This window comes from Streptomyces oryzae (assembly GCF_017676365.1).
Classification (GTDB): domain Bacteria; phylum Actinomycetota; class Actinomycetes; order Streptomycetales; family Streptomycetaceae; genus Streptomyces; species Streptomyces oryzae.
Genome location: NZ_JADKMA010000177.1, coordinates 1 through 16,559, shown reverse-complemented (window position 1 = coordinate 16,559; position 16,559 = coordinate 1). Strand labels below are relative to the sequence as shown.

The following is a 16,559-nucleotide window of genomic DNA, read 5'->3' as shown; positions in this document are numbered from 1 at the left end:
GGGTCAGCGGGCGGTGCCGGGGTCGGCCGGCTTCCAGCGGAAGAGCCGTTTCTCCAGGAAGGCCAGCAGCCCTTCGGCCAGCAGCGCCACCACGGCGAGGATCACCATCGCCGCGTACACCCCGGCGGCGTTGAACGTGCCCTGGGAGGCCGAGACCAGCAGACCGAGGCCCTTGGTGGCGCCGATGTACTCGCCCACGATCGCGCCGATCAGCGCGAAGCCGAAGCTGACATGGAGGCTGGTGAAGATCCACGAGGTGGCCGAGGGGATCACCACATGGAGGGTGACCTGCCGGTTGCTCGCGCCGAGTATCCGGGAGTTGGCGACCAGGTTGCGGTCGACCTCCCGTGCACCCTGGAAGGCGTTGAAGAAGACCGGGAAGAAGACCAGCACGACAGCGGAGGCGACCTTCGAGGCCGGTCCGAGGCCGAACCAGATCAGGAAGATCGGCGCGAGCACGATGCGCGGCAGGGCGTTGAGCACCTTGATGTACGGGCCCACCACATCGGCGAGGAACCGGATCCGGCCGAGCGCGATGCCCAGCACCACGCCGCCGATGACGCCGAGGACCCAGCCGAGCAGCGCCTCGTAGAGCGTGTACCAGATCTGCTCCCACAGGGGGCCTTGCGGAGTGCCGTTCAGCGTCCACTGCCGGATCTGCTCCCAGATCTTCGACGGCATGGAGAAGTTGAACGGGTCGATGACGGCCGTCCTGGCCAGCAACTCCCACAGGCCGATCACCGCCACGAACAGCACCACTCGTGTGCTGTAGACGAGAAGCCGGTGATTGCGCGCTGCCCGTTCCCTGGCCTGGGAGCGTTCGGTGCCAGGGCTCTTCTTCTCCCCGGCGGCGGCCGGCGCTGCGATGGTCTCAGGCGACATCTGCGGCACCCCTCTCACGGGTGATCCGGACCTCTTCGCCGAGCGAGGACCACAGTTCCCGGTAGATCTCGACGAACCGCGGCTCCAGCCGCACCTCCTCGACCTTGCGCGGCCGGGGAAGATCGATGGCGAAGACCTCCTTGACGGTCGCCGGGCCGGCCGTCATCACCACGACCTTGTCGGCCAGCGCGATGGACTCCTCCAGGTCGTGGGTGACGAAGACGACCGAGGCGCCGGTCCCGCCCCACAGCTCCAGCAGCTGGTCCGACATCAGGGCGCGGGTCTGTACGTCCAGCGCGGAGAAGGGTTCGTCCATCAGCAGCAGCTCCGGGTCGTTGACGAAGGTCGCCGCGAGGGCGACCCGCTTGCGCTGGCCGCCGGAGAGCTGATGCGGATAGCGGTCCTCGAAGCTGCCGAGGCCCACCCGGTCGAGCCACTCGCGGGCCCGCTCCTTCGCCTCGGTCTTCGGTACGCCACGGAACCGGGGACCTGCCATCACGTTCGACAGCACGGTGCGCCAGGGGAAGACGGCGTCCTGCTGGAAGACGAAGCCGACCTTGTCGCCGATGCCGCGGACCGGCTCACCGGCCACCAGCACCTCGCCCTCCGTCGGCTCCTCCAGCCCGCTGACCAGCGTGAGAGTAGTTGATTTGCCGCATCCGGTCGGGCCGACCACGGCAACGAACTCGCCTTGCCGAACGGTCAGGTCCAGATCTCTGACGGCGGTGTGCAGCCGGCCCGAGGGGGTCCGGAACGCTTTACTCGTCGCCCGTAGCTCGATGGCCGGGGTCGTCTGGCTGTTCATGGCCCGGGAGGCTAGGAGCGCCGCGGGTACTGTCGGCAGTCTTGTGAGCACTCTTCGCGCTTCTGCTCCTAAGCACTGTTGTGCTCGTTCTGCTCACGGCCGGACAACGAAACGACGCACAAGGCTGGTCAGCCCGGCTTCTCGCTCTTACCTTTCGTTCACACGTCGCCTTCAGGCCGCGTGTGGCGTAAAAGTTTCGCTTCATAGGACGCCGGTCCACCAGCGGCGTCCCGCCCGCGAGGGCCGAGGGTCGGAAGGCAGGGAGTGCGATGCGAATCCGCTGGCCCACGCGCGTCTCCGGCCAGGTCCTGGTCGCCCAGCTGGCCCTCACCACCGGGGTGACAGCGCTGGTCACGGGGCTGTTCCTGGCTCCGTTCAGCTCCGAGATCGACGACCAGGCCATGGGCAGGGCCCTCGCCATCGCACGCACTGCCACCGCCGACCCACAGCTCGCGCACGATCTCGTCAGCACGCCCCCGAGCCCTACGGGACCGGTGCAGCGGGAGGCCGAGCGGATCCGCAAGGCCACCGGGGCGCTGTACATCGTGGTGATGGACACCCACGGGGTGCGCTGGTCGCACACCACACCCTCCCGGATCGGCGAGCACGTCTCCACAGACCCCAGCCGCGCGCTCGCCGGCGAGGAGGTCCGGCAGATCGACACCGGCACCCTGGGCCGCTCGGCCCGCGCCAAGGCGCCGCTGCGCAACGGCAAGGGGGAGATCGTCGGCGCGGTCTCCGTCGGTATCGGCTACGACAGCGTGCGCGAGAAGCTCTTCGCCGAGGTGCCGCGGCTGCTGTCGTACGCGGGCATGGCGCTGGGCGCCGGCATACTCGCCGCGCTCGTGGTCGCCCGCAGGCTGCGTCGCCGTACGCACGGAGTCGCGTTCGCCGACATCTCGGCGCTGCTCGACGAGCGCGAGGCGATGCTGCACGGCATCCGGGAGGGCGTCGTCGCCGTAGACCAGCACGGCCGGGTCCGTATGGTCAACGACGAGGCGCAGCGGCTGCTCGGCCTCGGGCCGCAGGACGCGGGGCACGACCTGGACGAGCTGCTGCCCCCTGGCCGTACGGCGGATGTGCTGGCGGGACGGGTGGCCGGAACCGATCTGCTGACCATCAGCAGCGGCCGGGTGCTGGTCGTCAACCGGATGCCGACCAGGGACGGCGGCGCCGTGGCGACGCTGCGCGACCGGACCGAGCTGGAGATGCTGGGCCGCGAGCTGGACAGTACGCACGGGCTGCTGGACGCCCTGCGCGCCAAGGACCACGAGCACGCCAACCGGATGCACACGGTCCTGGGGCTGCTGGAGCTGGGCAGGCCGGAGCGGGCGATGGAGTTCGTCGCCGAGGTCACCGACGCGCGCCGCGCCTCCGTCGAGCAGATCGCCGAGCGGGTGCACGATCCGCTGCTGGCGGCGCTGATCGTGGGCAAGACGACCATCGCGGCCGAGCGGGGCGTCTCCCTGCGCGTCTCCCCCACCACGCTGCTGCCCGACCGGGTGGTCGACCCGCGCGATCTGGTGACGGTGCTCGGCAACCTCCTCGACAACGCGCTGGAGGCCGGGACGGCGCACCGCGGCACCGACGCCTTCATCGAGATCGAGCTGCGGGCCGAGCGCACCACCGCCGTGCTCCAGGTCTCCGACACCGGCCCCGGTGTGCCGCCCGAACTGCGGGACCGCATCTTCGAGGAGGGCTGGTCCACCAAGGAACCGCCCAGCTTCCCCGCCCTGCTCCCGCCCATGCCCGCCGCGGGGGCCGAGTCCGGAGACATCGCCTCCGCAGAGGCCGCCACCACGGCCTCCGCTCGGACCACGCGGCCGGTTGCCGTCCCGCGCGGCCGTGGTCTGGGCCTGGCCATGATCCGGCGGCTCGCCGAGCGGTACGGCGGGATGGCCCGGGTCACCGCCCGCGCGGGCGGCGGGGCGGTCTTCACCGTCGTACTGCCCGAGGCGCTGAGCGGGGAGCGCGCCGCCGACCGTCAGCTGACCGCTGAAGGAGAGTCCCGATGATCGACGTCCTCGTCGTCGACGACGACTTCCACGTCGCCGAGATCAACGCCGCCTATGTGGCACGGGTGCCCGGATTCCGCGTCAGCGCCCGCGCGCACACCGCGGCCCAGGCCCTGGCCACCCTGGAGCGCACCCACGTCGACCTGCTGCTGCTCGACCACTATCTGCCCGACGAGACCGGCGTGACCCTGGTCCGCCGGATGAGGCAGCTCGGCCACTTCACGGATGTGATCATGGTGACGGCCGCCCGGGACGTCGCCACCGTCCAGGCGGCCATGCGCTGCGGCGCTCTCCAGTACCTGGTCAAACCGTTCAACTTCGCGGGGCTGCAGACGAAGCTCGAACGGTACGCGGAGCTGCGGCGCACCCTGGAAGGCGTGGGCGGGCGCGGGGAGGCGGGCCAGGAACAGGTCGACCGCATCTTCAGCGCCTTCCGCACCGCCTCACCCCAGCCGGAGCTGCCCAAGGGCCACTCGGCGCCGACGGTCGACCTCATCCGCCGCGCCCTCGGCGAAGCCGCGCACCCGCTCTCCGCCCATGAGATCGCGGCCCGCACCGGTATCAGCCGCTCCACCGCGCAGCGCTACCTCAAATACCTCGAAGGCGAGGGGCGGATCAGCCTCACCCTCAAATACGGCGACACCGGCCGGCCGGAGCACCGCTACTCGTGGGCAGTGGCGAAATAGCCGGCCCCGCGGCCCGGTGGGCGGGACCCCGCGCCGTGCGGGGTCCCGCTGTTGCGGACCGGTGGACCGGTGGCCCGGCGGAACCGGAGTCCGGCGACTTCGCGGTCAGTCGTAGGAGATGTCGGACTCGGAGTAGAGGCAAGTCTTGCCGTCGGGTCCGCTGCCGATCTCGTCCGGCTCGTCGCCGCTGTCGTTGCCCTCGTAGCGGACGCACGGCTTGATCTTCTTGCCGGAGTCGCCGTGGATGCGGACCTTCCGCAGGGTGGCGGTGTCGCCGTAGTTGGCGTTGACGCCCGCTATCGCCTTGCCGGGCGCCATGACGTCCACGTCCTCGACGGTGATGGAACGCTTGTGCTGGGTGGAGCAGTTGCCGCAGGAGCGCACCAGCTTGCCGAAGTCGGAGACCTGGAAGCCGGACACCTTCAGCGAGCCCGCGCCGTTGAACTGGAAGACCTTGTCGTCGGCCTTGCGCGCTCCGCCGCCCGTGACCGTGTAAGTGGCGGAAGAGGACTCGCCCTTGAAGGAGGCCGCGTCCTCGCCGACGTCCTCCCACCACACGTTCTCCAGGGTGCAGCTGCCCATGCAGTGCACGCCGTCGGCGGCGGGCTTGCCGAGGACGACGTTCTTCAGCACCGCGCCGTCCTCGAGCTTGAAGACCGGGGCCTGGCCCTCGCCCTGGTCACCGCCGCCGAGGTCGCCCTCGCCGTAGAAGCGCTGCATCTTGCCGTCGTACTCCCCGGAGACGGGGATGGTCTTGGAGACCGGCTTCTCGCCCTGCGGGTCAGGCCACTGCTCGGCCGCACCGGCAGAGGCCACTGAGGTGCCGAACATGGCGACCCCGCCCAGTGCCACAGCCGCGGCAGCGCCTGAGAGGGTGGCCCGGCGGCTCAGCCGGCGCTTGTGCAGTGCGGTTCTCATCGTCGGAACTCCTTCTTGTGGGGGGTTGTGGGGGCAGGGGTGCCACGGGGCGCTGATCCGTACGGGGTCAGCGGCTGGTGACGCCGAACCGGCTGGTGGTGAAGTCGAGGCCGCCGGGCGATGAGGTGATCTCGTATCCGAACTGAACGTCGCCGATGGTCTCGTCGCCCCACCAGTGCTTGTCGTCCTTCAGCCAGCGCAGGACCGGCAGGATGTTCACGGTGCCCTGCGCGGAATCGGAGGTGCGCACGAACGAGAAGACCTGGTTGGCGCCGTTGTCGCCCTTGTAGACCTGCCAGGTGTGCCCGCCGAGCGTCACCGTGCCCTGCGGCGTACCGATCGGGCCGACCGCGCCATGCTGGTTGACCCACAGCATGACCTCGTAATCGTGGTCGCTGTCCCAGATGTCGTACGACGTGTTGTAGGCGCCGGCCTCCGGAACGTCCACCTGATAGCTGCTGTCGAGTGAGGTGAGCTCACCGATGCGCTTGCCGACCACCTTCTTGGCGTTCGGGTAGGACTTGATGCCGCCCGTGGCCGGATGGTCGGCGTGCACCCACCAGTCCGACGCCGAGTTCGCCTCGATGGTCTGTGAACCGGCGCCCTCTCCCCAGATGTTGTTGTAGAGGGTGTAGCCGTCCGACGTCTCGTAGCTGCCCCAGCGGTCCGAGGAGGACCAGGCTGCGGCGTGCGCCGGTGCGGCGGCGAAGCCGAGCAGCGCGGCGAATGCCGCCGAGGGGGCCAAGAGGAGCGTCACACGCCTGCTGAGCCTGTGCCGTGCCTGCCGTGCCATGGGGGGTTCCTTTCCGCTGTTCCGGCTGCTTCCGCTGTTGCGGTCGTTTCCGTAGTTCCGTTGCTTCCGCTGTCCGTTTGCTTCCGCTGTTCCTCGGTGCTCGCTGCACACCGGACCACGGGCCGGCAACGAGCGCCTGCTGCTGTGTCGTTGCCGCCGGTGTGCGGAAGGTTGCTGCCGGGCGGAGGAATTTCTCCGGACGAGTTCTCCGGACGAGTTCTCCGGGCTTCGGGACCGGTGGCCGGCAGTGACCGAATTCGCTTGTCCGCCGTTCCTGTGGGGCATTACCGTGCCGCGGTGGATCTCTTCTCACGCTCTTGGACGGCGCTGCGCACGGCGGTTCTCGAGACCCCGGACGAGGACTTCGAGCGGCCGTCGGGCTGTGCCGGCTGGCTGGTACGGGACCTGGCGTGCCACCTGGTCATCGATGCCCAGGACGTCCTGATCACGCTGGTCACGCCCGCCGGGACGGAACCGACCGCGGACGCGGTCACCTACTGGGAACTGGTCGAGCCCCCGACCGGCGAGGACCCGCTCGACGCGCTGATCCCCCGGCTGGCCGCCGCGTACGGCGAGCCCCGGCTGCTCAAGTTCCACCTCGACGACGTCGGCTCCGCCGCGGGCCGCGCCGCCCAACTCGCCGATCCCGCAGGCCGCGTCAGCACACAGGACAAGGTGCTGACCGTCGGCGACTATCTGTCGGCTTACGTGCTCGAGTGGTCCCTGCACCACCTCGACCTGATCGCCCATCTGCCGCCTGCCATCGCCACCGCCACCGAGCCGCCCGCCGACGCCCTCGCGGCAGCCCGCACGTTGCTGGAGAAGATTGCCGGGGCGCCGTTTCCCGCCGCGTTCTCGGACAAGGACGCGCTGCTAATCGGCACAGGCCGCCGCAGGCCGACCGACGCGGAGCAGGCCGTGCTGGGCGATCTCGCCGCGAAGCTTCCGTTCATCATCGGCTGACCGCCCCCTCACGGGGTATCTGCTGCCGCGTCAGCGTTGCGGGGTGCGCAGGTGGATGCGTTCGCCCTGCTTTCCGAAGAGGCTGAGCACTTCGACGCTGCCGCGCCCCGCGGCGCCGAACCAGTGCGGAATCTGGCAGTCGAACTCGGCCGCTTCGCCTGCCCCCATGACGAAGTCCCGGTCCTCCAGCTTCACACGGAGCCGGCCGCGGAGGACGTAGAGCCATTCGTACCCGGTGTGGGTCCGCAGGTACGGCTGTTCGTCGTGTGCCGGAATGGTCATCTTGTACGCGCGTGGCTCTCCCTGCTGCCGGGACAACGGGATCAGCACCCGGCCGCCATTCTTGGTGGGCTTCTGCGCGATACGCGGATCGAGTACGACGGGCGCGGCCACGATCTCGTCGAGCCGAATGCCCAACGCGGCGGTGATCGGCAGGAGGAGCTCGAGGCTCGGTTTGCGCTGAGCCGACTCCAGCCGTGACAGCGTGCTGGTCGAGATGCCTGTGGCGCGGGCGAGGTCGGCCAGGCTGATGTCCTTCTTCTCACGGGCGCGGCGCAGCCGGGGAGCGATCTGCTCGATCACGGCATCGACGCTCGGTTGGTCGTCCATGGGACGCAGTCAAGCAACGCATCCCGGAATCAGCAACGTTGCTTGTCGGAATCGGTCGAGCCTCCGGACACTCTCGGCGGAGGTGATCCGAATGAACACAATGAACACAACGACGGATCCGACGAACCGATTGCTGCCGGAAGTACTCGGCGAAACGGCCGCCGGCGGCGCCGACGGCCTCGGCACCGGGGGTGCGCGCTGATGGCCGGCGTCACAGCTGAGACGGTCGGCGGCAGCCGTTCCGGCATGCTGCCTGTCGGGGTGTATCTGCTGGGCTTCAGCCTGTTCGCGATGGGGAGCGCGGAGTTTCTGCTGGCCGGTGTGCTGCCCGCGGTCGCCGCCGATCTGGACATCACGCTCTCCTCGGCCGGGCTGCTGATCACCGCTTTCGCGGTCGGTGTGGTGATCGGCGGGCCGCCGTTCGCGGTGCTCAGCCTGCACTGGCCCCGCCGTACCGCGCTGCTGGCGACCCAGGCCGTCTTCGCAGCCGGCATCGCGGCCGGACTGCTCGGCAACTACCCGGTCATGCTGGTCAGCAGGGTGGTCTCGGGTATCGCCTACGCCGGCTTCTTCGCCGTCGCGTCGGTGACCGCGATCGGCCTGGTGACGCCGGACCGGAACGCGCGTGCGTCCGGAGTGGTGGTCGGCGGGCTCACGGTGGCGATGGTCGCCGGCGGTCCTGCGGGGACGCTGCTCAGCCATTTCACCGAATGGCGCGGCGGCTTCTGGGCCGTCGTGGTGCTGACCGTCGCCGGGATCGCCGGCTGCCACCTCGGTCTCCCCGCCACCGGCCAGGGCACGGGCCCCGACACCGGCCCGGCCGGCACGCCCAGTGTGTCGCGGGAGCTGGCCACGATGCGGAAGCCGGAGCTCTGGGGGATCTACGCGATGACGATCCTGACCACTGCGGCGTACATGCTCACGTTCAACTATCTGGCGGCCATGCTCGCCGACATCACCGCGCTCGCCGAGGTCTGGATTCCGGCGGTCCTCGCGCTGTTCGGTGTCGGTGCCTTCCTCGGTCTGTCCATAGGCGGCCGTGTCTCCGACCGGCGCCCCCACCTCGCGCTGCTCACCGGCGCGTCGGCGATCGTGGTCCTGTCGGCCGTGATGGTCGCGGCTGTCCATCAGGTCTGGGCGGTTATGCCCACAGTGTTCCTGCTCGGCATCGCCGCGTTCCTGCTGAACCCCGCCGTCTACGGGCGCGTCTTCACCGTCGCGGCCGCTGCCCCCACCCTCGCCGGAGCCGGCACCGTGTCGGCGTTCCAGCTGGGCATCAGCGTGACCCCCGTCCTCGCTGCCGCCGCGCTCACCCAGGGGGCCGCGCTCACCTCGGTCTGCTGGATCGGCGCCGGCCTCGCCACGGCGGCGATCCCCCTCATCCTCCTCGACCGGGCACGACAGGCCCGCCCGACGAACGGCGGCTGCTCACCACACGCCGAGGAAGGCCCGCAGGCGACCGCCGAGATGCGCGATCGGCAACTGCGGCGCAGGCTGAGGACGTAGCGGGTCGTGACCCCCGGTTGCGGAGGGAGGTCGAGCGGTGCGACAGGCGTCGCGGGTGGCGAGCTGCCTGTGCGATTTCGACTCCTCGGTGGCCGCGGTACGGGCGACGAGCCGTTTTCTGCGAGGGCCGTTCCTTCGGGGGACTCGGCGTGGTGCCCGGGTCCGCGCGGCTGGCGGACGGCCTCGCCCGCCTGCCCTCCGGCGCTCGGCGGCGTGCCTTCGTCCTCGCGGGACAGCTGCAGAGCACCCGGCCCGGCCTGGTGTCCCGGCTCGGGGCCGAAGACCTGGCCCGGTGGACGGTCTCGCAGTACGGTCCGGGCCCGTATCCCGCCGTTTTCGTCGGTTCGGTAAGCGGTGCGGCGGTGCATCTGGCCGCGGCCATGGGAGCGCCCGTTGTGCCGCAGACGTTTCTCGTCCCCGTACGGGCGCGGCTGGACCCGGATCAGCCGCACGCCGCGCTGGCGGCCGGGCGCTCGCTGGGGCGGCGCATGGTCCACGGAAACCCCGAGCTGTCCTTGTGCCATATGCACGACCCCAGTCAGGACCGCGCGATGCTGGTCCGCTTCATGTACTTCCGGTTCAAGCGGCTGCAGCTCGGCGAGGTACTGACGCGCTTCCTCGAAGAGCGGCTCGCCCCCGGCGGGAGGGTCTTCATCGTGGACTGCGCGCTGCGGTGGCCGATGACGGTGCTCGGCGACCGGCAGCGCTTCCAGTTCGGTGCGCTGGGCGGCATGCCCGCGCACGAGTACGCGACCGGCAGCGGGGAGATCGCCCGGCACCTGGCCGAACAGGGGTCGCCCGTACGCCGCTGGGAGGCACCGCCGACGGACGCGACGTACCCGGAGGCCGAATGGGGGTACGACGACGCCCTCACCGCCAACCTCGTGGCACTGGCCGCACGCCGGGGGCACCCGGTCCGGCGTATCACCATCGGCCAGCCGGAACACCTCAGCCCGCTCGTCGCCGAGCTGCACCGCTGGTGGCTGCGCCGCCTCGGCAGGCCCGCCGACCGTCTTCTGGTCGAGTCGTACAACCAGTGGGAGCCGTACTGGACGCTGCGGCTCGGAGCCGTGCCCCTCTGGCTGCAGTTCACCGCCCGCTCCTCGTACGGCCTGCTGGAGCGCTATCTGGAGACCTCGGCAGCCCCCTACCGGCGCGTCGATGTCAATCTCTTCTCCAACGGACTGCGCTCGGTCGGGCAGGTGCCGGCCGGGCACTGGGACGAGCTCGCGGGCCGGTACGGCAGCGAGGCGGGCGGCACCCTGGGCGTGGACCGGCAGGCGTTCCCCGAGGACATCGGCAGCACCCTGCGCTGGGGTCCGGCACTCGCCGCCCAGCCGGAACGGTATCCCCTGCCGCCGCTGCTGACGGTCGATGAGCTGGACACCTTCCTGGACCAGCAGCTGCGGCAGGGCACGGAGGCCGCGCGGCTCGCCCCCTTCGAGCGCGTGGACGAGGGCAGCCCGTGACGCGCCGGGGTGACGATGCCGCCGGCCGACCCGGCCCCGCGGACCCTCCCGACCCGGCAGTCCGCTCAGGCTCCTCGGACTCTCCGCTCCCTCCGGCCTTTCCGGCCCGGACGGTCGTCACCCATCACGACGGAGTCCTGGGGCGGATGCGCAGCCGGTCGGTCGGGTCCCCGCGCCCGGGAGTCCCGGAAGTCGTGCTGGTGCAGGGGCTGGCCGTGGCCGACTATCTGCTGCCGGGCCTGGCCGCGTTCGGCCGCTGGAACCGGGCCCACCTCGTCGAGCTGCCAGGGTTCGGCGGCAGCGGCGAACCCCCGCACGAGCTGGACGTTCCGGAGTTCGGCCGCTGCGTCGCCGACTGGCTCACCACCCGCGACCTGGGCCGGGTCGTACTGGCCGGGCACTCCAGCGGCACGCAGGTCGCCGCCCGGGCGGCTGCCGGCCACCCCGGCGTGGCCGCGGTGGTGCTGGCCAGTCCGACGGTCGACCCCGCGGCACGCGGCTGGCTGCGGCTGCTGGCCCGCTGGCGGCTGGACGCCCGCCGCGAACCGCCCGGACTGGGCCCCTCCCACCGCCCCGAGTGGAAGCGCGCCGGCGCCAGGCGGCTGGTGCACACCGTCAGCGTCCATCTGAAGGACCCGCTGGAGGACGCCGTACACCGGCTGACGGTCCCGGTTCTGGTGCTGCACGGCAGGCAGGACGTGGTCGACACCAGGCGCTGGGCCCGCGAGCTCGCCGCCCTGCCGCCGGACGGCCGCTTCGCCGAGGTGCCGGGGGCCCACACCTTTCCCTGGCTCGACCCCGAAGCCTGGTCGGACCCCGTACGGCGCCTCGCGGAAGAAGTGGCCTCGCGCTCATGACCGGAGCCGCCGCGGGTCCGGGCGGGCCGGTGTGTCCGGGTACGCACGGTCGGCGCCAGACACACCGGCCACCGAACCCGGGGCCCGGCACCGGCCGTTCGACCGGGCGCGACGCACGGGCCCGCCGAGCCAGTCACCCCATTGGGCTACGGCCGTCCGTGCTCCGCCCGCCTGGGCACGCTCCGCCCGCCACACCCGTCGCCGATAACGCGCAAAGACGAAAAAACGGTGCAAATATGGACGGCGACAGTTACGAGGGTGCGGCGAGTGCCGAGGAACCAGGAGGCGCGAGGGTGGATCATCCGTCCCAGGCCGCCGAATTCGGGCAGATCCGCGCAGTCGCGGACGCCATCTGCTACGAGGGCTATCTGCTCTACCCGTACCGCCGCTCCTCCCCCAAGAACCGGGTGCGTTGGCAGTTCGGCGTGCTCGCGCCCCGGGGCTGGGTCGAGGCGGACGGTCCCGTCCCGGCGAGCGTCGCGGGCTCGGCCGAGTCCTGGCAGCAGCAGACCGCATGCCTGTTCGAGGCCGCGCCCGGCGCCGTGCTCCGCGTCCTGGTGCGCTTCCTCCAGCTGCAGAGCAAGCACATCGAGCGCCGCACCCACCGGGACGGCCCGTGGGAGTTCGTGGAGTCGCTGGAGACCGACGGCGAACTCCAGCTGTCCTTCGACGAGGCGGTTCCGCACGAGACCCTGATCGAGCTGCCCCTGGCCGAGCTCCTGGAGGGTGAGCGCACCTACCCCGTCGGAGCGCCGGGCGGCGAGGAGACGACCGTGCTCGCCGACGGCGGCGAGCAGGGCACATCCGTACGGGTGGTGCGGCGACGCCGGCCGGTCCAGGCACGCACCTCGCTGCGCGTCGACCCGCTGGAGGGGCCCGGCGGAGTCGACCGGCTGATCGTCCGTACGGAGAACACCGACGCCACCCTGCCCCCGGGCACACCGCGCGAAGAGGCGCTGGGTCACGCGCTGCTCGCCACCCACACCCTGCTGGGCGGTGCGGGCCTGGAGTTCGTCTCCCTGATCGATCCGCCGCCCCGGGTACGGACGTACGCACGCGCCTGCCGGAATCTGCACACCTTCCCCGTACTGGCCGGGGAGGAGGGCACCCGGCGGATGATGTTCTCCTCGCCGATCCTGCTGGACGACCATCCGCGGGTCGCCCCCGAGAGCCCGGGTGACCTGCACGACGCCGCCGAGATCGACGAGCTCCTCTCGCTGCGCACCCTGCTGCTCACCGACGAGGAGAAGCGGGAGGCGCGGGCCACCGACCCACGCGCCGCCGCCATTCTCGACCGGGTCGAGAACATGCCGCAGGAGGTCTTCGCGCGGCTGCACGGCGCGATCCGCTCCCTGGAACCGGCCCGCCACGAACTCTCGGACACCGAGGACGGCTCGGACCCCTCGGACCGCGCGGAAGACCTCCCGTGGTGGCGGGAGGGCGGGGACGCGGGGCTGAGCCCGGCGACAGACAGCGTGCTGGTCGACGGCGTCGCGGTGCGGCGCGGCCACCGGGTGCGGATGTGCCCGCGGGCGCGAGGCGCCGATGCGCAGGACATGTTCCTCGCCGGACGGACGGCCCGGGTCGAGGGCGTCTTCCACGACGTGGACGGCAGCGTGCACCTCGCCCTTTCGGTGGAGGACGACCCCGCCGCCGAACTCAACGCCTGGTACGGCCGGTTCTGGTACTTCCGCCCCGACGAGGTTCAGCCGGTGGACGGTGCCGGTGCGGATACCGATTCCGCTTGCCCCGACGAAGAGAGGCCCGATGGATGCCATCGAACTGTTGACGCATGACCATCGGATGGTCGAGCAACTCTTCCGCGACTACCGCGGTGCCGCCTCAGCGCGTCAGCGGCGTGCCGTCGTGGAGACGGTGATCCGTGAGCTGTCCAAGCACGCGGCGGTCGAAGAGCTGCTGGTCTACCCGCTGGCCCGGAAGGTCATGGCGGACGGACAGCAGGAGATCGACGAACAACTCGCCGAGCACATGGGCGTGAAGAAGACGCTCCTCGCCCTGGATCAACTGCCGACCGCGGACCGGCACAGCGACACCTACCCGGACGGTCACCGCGGCGGCGAGGGCGACGAGCAGGTCTTCGAGCGGACCGACCGGCTGATGGACGAGCTGCAGCGGGAGGTCGAGGAGCACGTGGCCGAGGAAGAGGGGCTGATGTTCCCCAAGCTGCGCGCGGCCCTCGACCAGCAGACCCTCGACGAACTGGCCGACGAGCTGAAGAAGGCGAAGATCGCCGCACCGAGCCGGCCGCACCCGCACGCCCCCGACCAGCCGCCGGCCCTCGCCATGGCGGCTCCGGTCGCGGGCGTCTACGACCGGCTGCGCGACCGCCTGCAAGGGAGGCCGAGGACATGACGATCGAGAGCGGCACCACCCGGACGAGCGAACATCCGTCGCAGGCCGAGGAGAGACAAGGGTTCGAGGAGATCGACATCCTCTGGATCTCGGAGGGAATGAGCTGCGACGGCGACACCGTGTCGATGACGGCCTCAAGTCAGCCCGCCATCGAAGACCTCGTCCTCGGCCTCATCCCCGGCCTGCCGAAGGTCAACCTCCACAACAAGGTGCTCTCCCCCACCTCCGGCGGCGAGGAGTTCCTGGCCCCGTTCCGCAAGGCGGCCGCCGGGGAGGCGGGAAACCCGTTCATCCTCGTCGTGGAGGGGTCGATCCCCAACCAGAACATCATCGAGGGCGACGGCTACTGGACGTCCTTCGGCAACGACGAGGAGATGGGCGAGCCGCTCACCCTCAACTGGTGGCTCGACAACCTCGCCCACCGGGCCTGGGCGGTGGTCGCGGCCGGCACCTGCGCGACGTACGGCGGCATCCACGCCATGGCGGGGAACCCCACCGGCTGCATGGGGCTCGCGGACTATCTCGGGTGGGACTTCAGGTCGCAGGGCGCGCTGCCGATCGTCAACGTGCCGGGCTGCCCCATCCAGCCGGAGAACTTCATGGAGACCCTGACCTGGGTCCTCTACCACGCCGCCGGCGCCGCGCCACCGCCACCGCTGGACCGGATGCTGCGGCCGCAGTGGCTGTTCGGGAAGACGGTGCACGAGGGCTGCGACCGGGCCGCCTACTACGAGCAGGGCGACTTCGCCAAGGACTACAACTCGCCCAAGTGCCAGGTGAAGGTGGGCTGCTGGGGCCCGGTGGTCAACTGCAACGTGCCCAAGCGCGGCTGGATGTCGGGAGTGGGCGGCTGCCCGAACGTGGGCGGCATCTGCATCGGCTGCACGATGCCCGGCTTCCCCGACGCGTTCATGCCGTTCATGGACGAGCCCACCGGCGGCAGCCTCTCCTCCATCCTGATCCGGCCCTACGGCGCCTTCATCCGGCGGTTGCGCGGCATCACCAACATCGCCGTCAACCAGGAACCCAAGTGGCACCACAACCGGCCCGAACTGACCAGCGGCTACGCCCCGCGCTGGCGCCCCTGACCAGGGCGTATCCCCCGAGCAATGGACGACATCCAGACCAGGTGAGGACTGAGGACTGTTATGACGGCAACCGCGGAGCGGGCCACGGCGGAGCGCAAGACGCCGCAGGTGGTCGACATGTCCTGGGACCCGATCACACGCATCATCGGCAACCTCGGCATCTACACGAAGATCGACTTCGCCAACCGGGAAGTGACCGAGTGCCGCAGCACCTCGTCGCTCTTCCGGGGCTACTCGGTCTTCATGCGGGGGAAGGACCCGCGGGACGCCGGCTTCATCACCAGCCGCATCTGCGGCATCTGCGGCGACAACCACACCACCTGCTCCAACTACGCGCAGCAGATGGCCTACGGTGTCAAACCGCCACCGCTGGCCGAGCACATCACCAACCTCGGCGAGGCCGCCGAGTACATGTTCGACCACACCATCTTCCAGGACAACATGGTCTTCGTCGACTTCTGCGAGGCCATGGTCAAGGCCACCAACCCCGGCGTACTCGCCAAGGCGGAGAAGACCCCGGCACCGCACGCGGACATCCACGGCTACCGCACCATCGCCGACATCATGCGCGCCTTCAACCCGTTCGAGGGAGCGGTCTACAAGGAGTCGCTGCACATCAGCCGGGTGACACGGGAGATGTTCTGCAAGATGGAGGGCCGCCACGTCCACCCCTCCACGATGTATCCGGGCGGCGTGGGCACCATGCCGTCACCCACCACCTTCACCGACTATCTCAGCCGGCTGATGAAGATCCTCGACTTCGTCAAGAAGTCCGTCGCGTTGAACGACGACGTCTTCGACTTCTTCTACGAGGCACTGCCCGGTTACGAGGAGGTCGGCCGCCGCCGGATCATGCTCGGCTGCTGGGGCGCCTGGCAGCACTACGAGACGGTCGACTACCGCTACGAGAACATGAACACCTGGGGCAAGGCGATGTATGTCACCCCGGGCATCATCGTCGACGGCGAACTGGTCACCAACAACCTGGTCGACATCAACCTCGGCATGCGCATCCTGCTGGGCAGCTCCTACTACGAGGACTGGGTGAACGAGGATCCTTTCGTCACCCACGACCCGCTCGGCAACCCGGTCGACATGCGGCACCCCTGGAACCAGACGACCGTCCCCGCGCCGCAGAAGCGCGACTTCGAGGACAAGTACAGCTGGGTGATGAGCCCGCGGTGGTTCCACAAGGGCACCGGCGACCACCTCGCCCTGGACACCGGCGGCGGTCCGCTGGCCCGGCTGTGGTCGACGGCGCTCAACGGGATCGTGGAGACCGACTACGTCAAGGCCACCGGGCACAGCGTGCAGATCACCCTGCCCAAGAGCAGCCGGCTGCCGGAGATGACGCTGGAGTGGAAGATCCCCAAGTGGTCCAACACCCTGGAGCGGGACCGGGCCAGGCCCTACTTCATCGCCTATGCCGCCGCCATGGCCTTCGACTTCGTGGAGCGGGCCCTGAGCCTGGTACGGGCGGGCGACACCAAGATCTTCAACGACTACGAGCTGCCCGACGAGGGCATCGGCTGCGGCTTCCACGAAGCGGTACGCGGCGTTCTCTCGCACCATCTGGTGATCAAGGACAAGAAGAT

15 protein-coding genes are annotated in these 16,559 nt (G+C 70.2%); 10 read left to right on the top strand and 5 right to left on the bottom strand.

The features are described 5' to 3' along the window. Positions 1–3 precede the first annotated feature (3 nt). A complete protein-coding gene (locus tag ITI46_RS27010; RefSeq protein ID WP_209242515.1) occupies positions 4–882 on the bottom strand; it encodes an ABC transporter permease in 879 nt (292 codons plus the stop codon). Continuing rightward, a complete protein-coding gene (locus tag ITI46_RS27005; RefSeq protein WP_209242514.1) occupies positions 872–1,687 on the bottom strand; it encodes an ABC transporter ATP-binding protein in 816 nt (271 codons plus the stop codon). Before ITI46_RS27005 ends, ITI46_RS27010 begins: the two co-directional genes overlap by 11 nt. Before the next feature lie 269 nt (positions 1,688–1,956). Between ITI46_RS27005 and ITI46_RS27000 the strand changes: the two genes are divergently transcribed. Together ITI46_RS27000 and ITI46_RS26995 are read left to right on the top strand one after the other, a co-directional pair. Continuing rightward, the gene (locus ITI46_RS27000; RefSeq protein WP_209242513.1) at positions 1,957–3,702 is read left to right on the top strand and encodes a sensor histidine kinase; all 1,746 of its coding nucleotides are present in this window, start codon (positions 1,957–1,959) and stop codon (positions 3,700–3,702) included. Beyond that, the gene (locus ITI46_RS26995; protein ID WP_209242512.1) at positions 3,699–4,388 is read left to right on the top strand and encodes a response regulator; all 690 of its coding nucleotides are present in this window, start codon (positions 3,699–3,701) and stop codon (positions 4,386–4,388) included. The genes ITI46_RS27000 and ITI46_RS26995 overlap by 4 nt, the downstream gene beginning before the upstream one ends. A gap of 105 nt (positions 4,389–4,493) precedes the next feature. On the opposite strand, the gene ITI46_RS26990 is transcribed toward ITI46_RS26995, so the two are convergent. Both ITI46_RS26990 and ITI46_RS26985 read right to left on the bottom strand, forming a co-directional pair. Beyond that, positions 4,494–5,306 carry a pectate lyase gene (locus tag ITI46_RS26990; RefSeq protein WP_209242511.1) on the bottom strand — a complete coding sequence of 271 codons (813 nt, stop codon included), beginning with the start codon at positions 5,304–5,306 and terminating at the stop codon, positions 4,494–4,496. Between the two features lie 67 nt (positions 5,307–5,373). Further along, complete coding sequence (locus ITI46_RS26985; RefSeq protein WP_209242510.1) at positions 5,374–6,099, bottom strand: GH12 family glycosyl hydrolase domain-containing protein; 726 nt, start codon at positions 6,097–6,099, stop codon at positions 5,374–5,376. Positions 6,100–6,396: 297 nt separating this feature from the next. On the opposite strand from ITI46_RS26985, the gene ITI46_RS26980 reads away from it, so the two are divergent. Next, positions 6,397–7,062, top strand: coding sequence for a maleylpyruvate isomerase N-terminal domain-containing protein (locus tag ITI46_RS26980; RefSeq protein WP_209242509.1), 666 nt, complete (start codon positions 6,397–6,399; stop codon positions 7,060–7,062). A gap of 30 nt (positions 7,063–7,092) precedes the next feature. Here ITI46_RS26980 and ITI46_RS26975 read toward each other — a convergent pair whose 3' ends face one another. After that, positions 7,093–7,671, bottom strand: coding sequence for a helix-turn-helix domain-containing protein (locus ITI46_RS26975; RefSeq protein WP_209242508.1), 579 nt, complete (start codon positions 7,669–7,671; stop codon positions 7,093–7,095). A gap of 201 nt (positions 7,672–7,872) precedes the next feature. Here ITI46_RS26975 and ITI46_RS26970 point away from each other — a divergent pair, with 201 nt between their 5' ends. From ITI46_RS26970 to ITI46_RS26940, 7 genes are all read left to right on the top strand, one after another. After that, positions 7,873–9,177, top strand: a complete 1,305-nt coding sequence (locus ITI46_RS26970; protein WP_209242507.1) for an MFS transporter — start codon at positions 7,873–7,875, stop codon at positions 9,175–9,177. Positions 9,178–9,326: 149 nt separating this feature from the next. Continuing rightward, the gene (locus tag ITI46_RS26965) at positions 9,327–10,646 is read left to right on the top strand and encodes a hypothetical protein (protein ID WP_209242506.1); all 1,320 of its coding nucleotides are present in this window, start codon (positions 9,327–9,329) and stop codon (positions 10,644–10,646) included. Positions 10,647–10,792: 146 nt separating this feature from the next. Continuing rightward, on the top strand, positions 10,793–11,503 hold the full coding sequence (locus ITI46_RS26960) for an alpha/beta fold hydrolase (RefSeq protein ID WP_209242505.1): 711 nt from the start codon (positions 10,793–10,795) through the stop codon (positions 11,501–11,503). A 236-nt stretch (positions 11,504–11,739) separates the two neighbouring features. Beyond that, positions 11,740–13,299 carry a hypothetical protein gene (locus tag ITI46_RS26955; RefSeq protein WP_372452081.1) on the top strand — a complete coding sequence of 520 codons (1,560 nt, stop codon included), beginning with the start codon at positions 11,740–11,742 and terminating at the stop codon, positions 13,297–13,299. Then, positions 13,271–13,876, top strand: a complete 606-nt coding sequence (locus ITI46_RS26950; RefSeq protein WP_209242503.1) for a hemerythrin domain-containing protein — start codon at positions 13,271–13,273, stop codon at positions 13,874–13,876. The genes ITI46_RS26955 and ITI46_RS26950 overlap by 29 nt, the downstream gene beginning before the upstream one ends. Then, positions 13,873–14,964, top strand: coding sequence for an NADH-quinone oxidoreductase subunit B family protein (locus tag ITI46_RS26945; protein ID WP_209242502.1), 1,092 nt, complete (start codon positions 13,873–13,875; stop codon positions 14,962–14,964). Before ITI46_RS26950 ends, ITI46_RS26945 begins: the two co-directional genes overlap by 4 nt. Positions 14,965–15,024: 60 nt before the next feature. Beyond that, a partial coding sequence (locus ITI46_RS26940) for a nickel-dependent hydrogenase large subunit (protein WP_209242501.1) occupies positions 15,025–16,559 on the top strand: 1,535 nt, incomplete at its 3' end.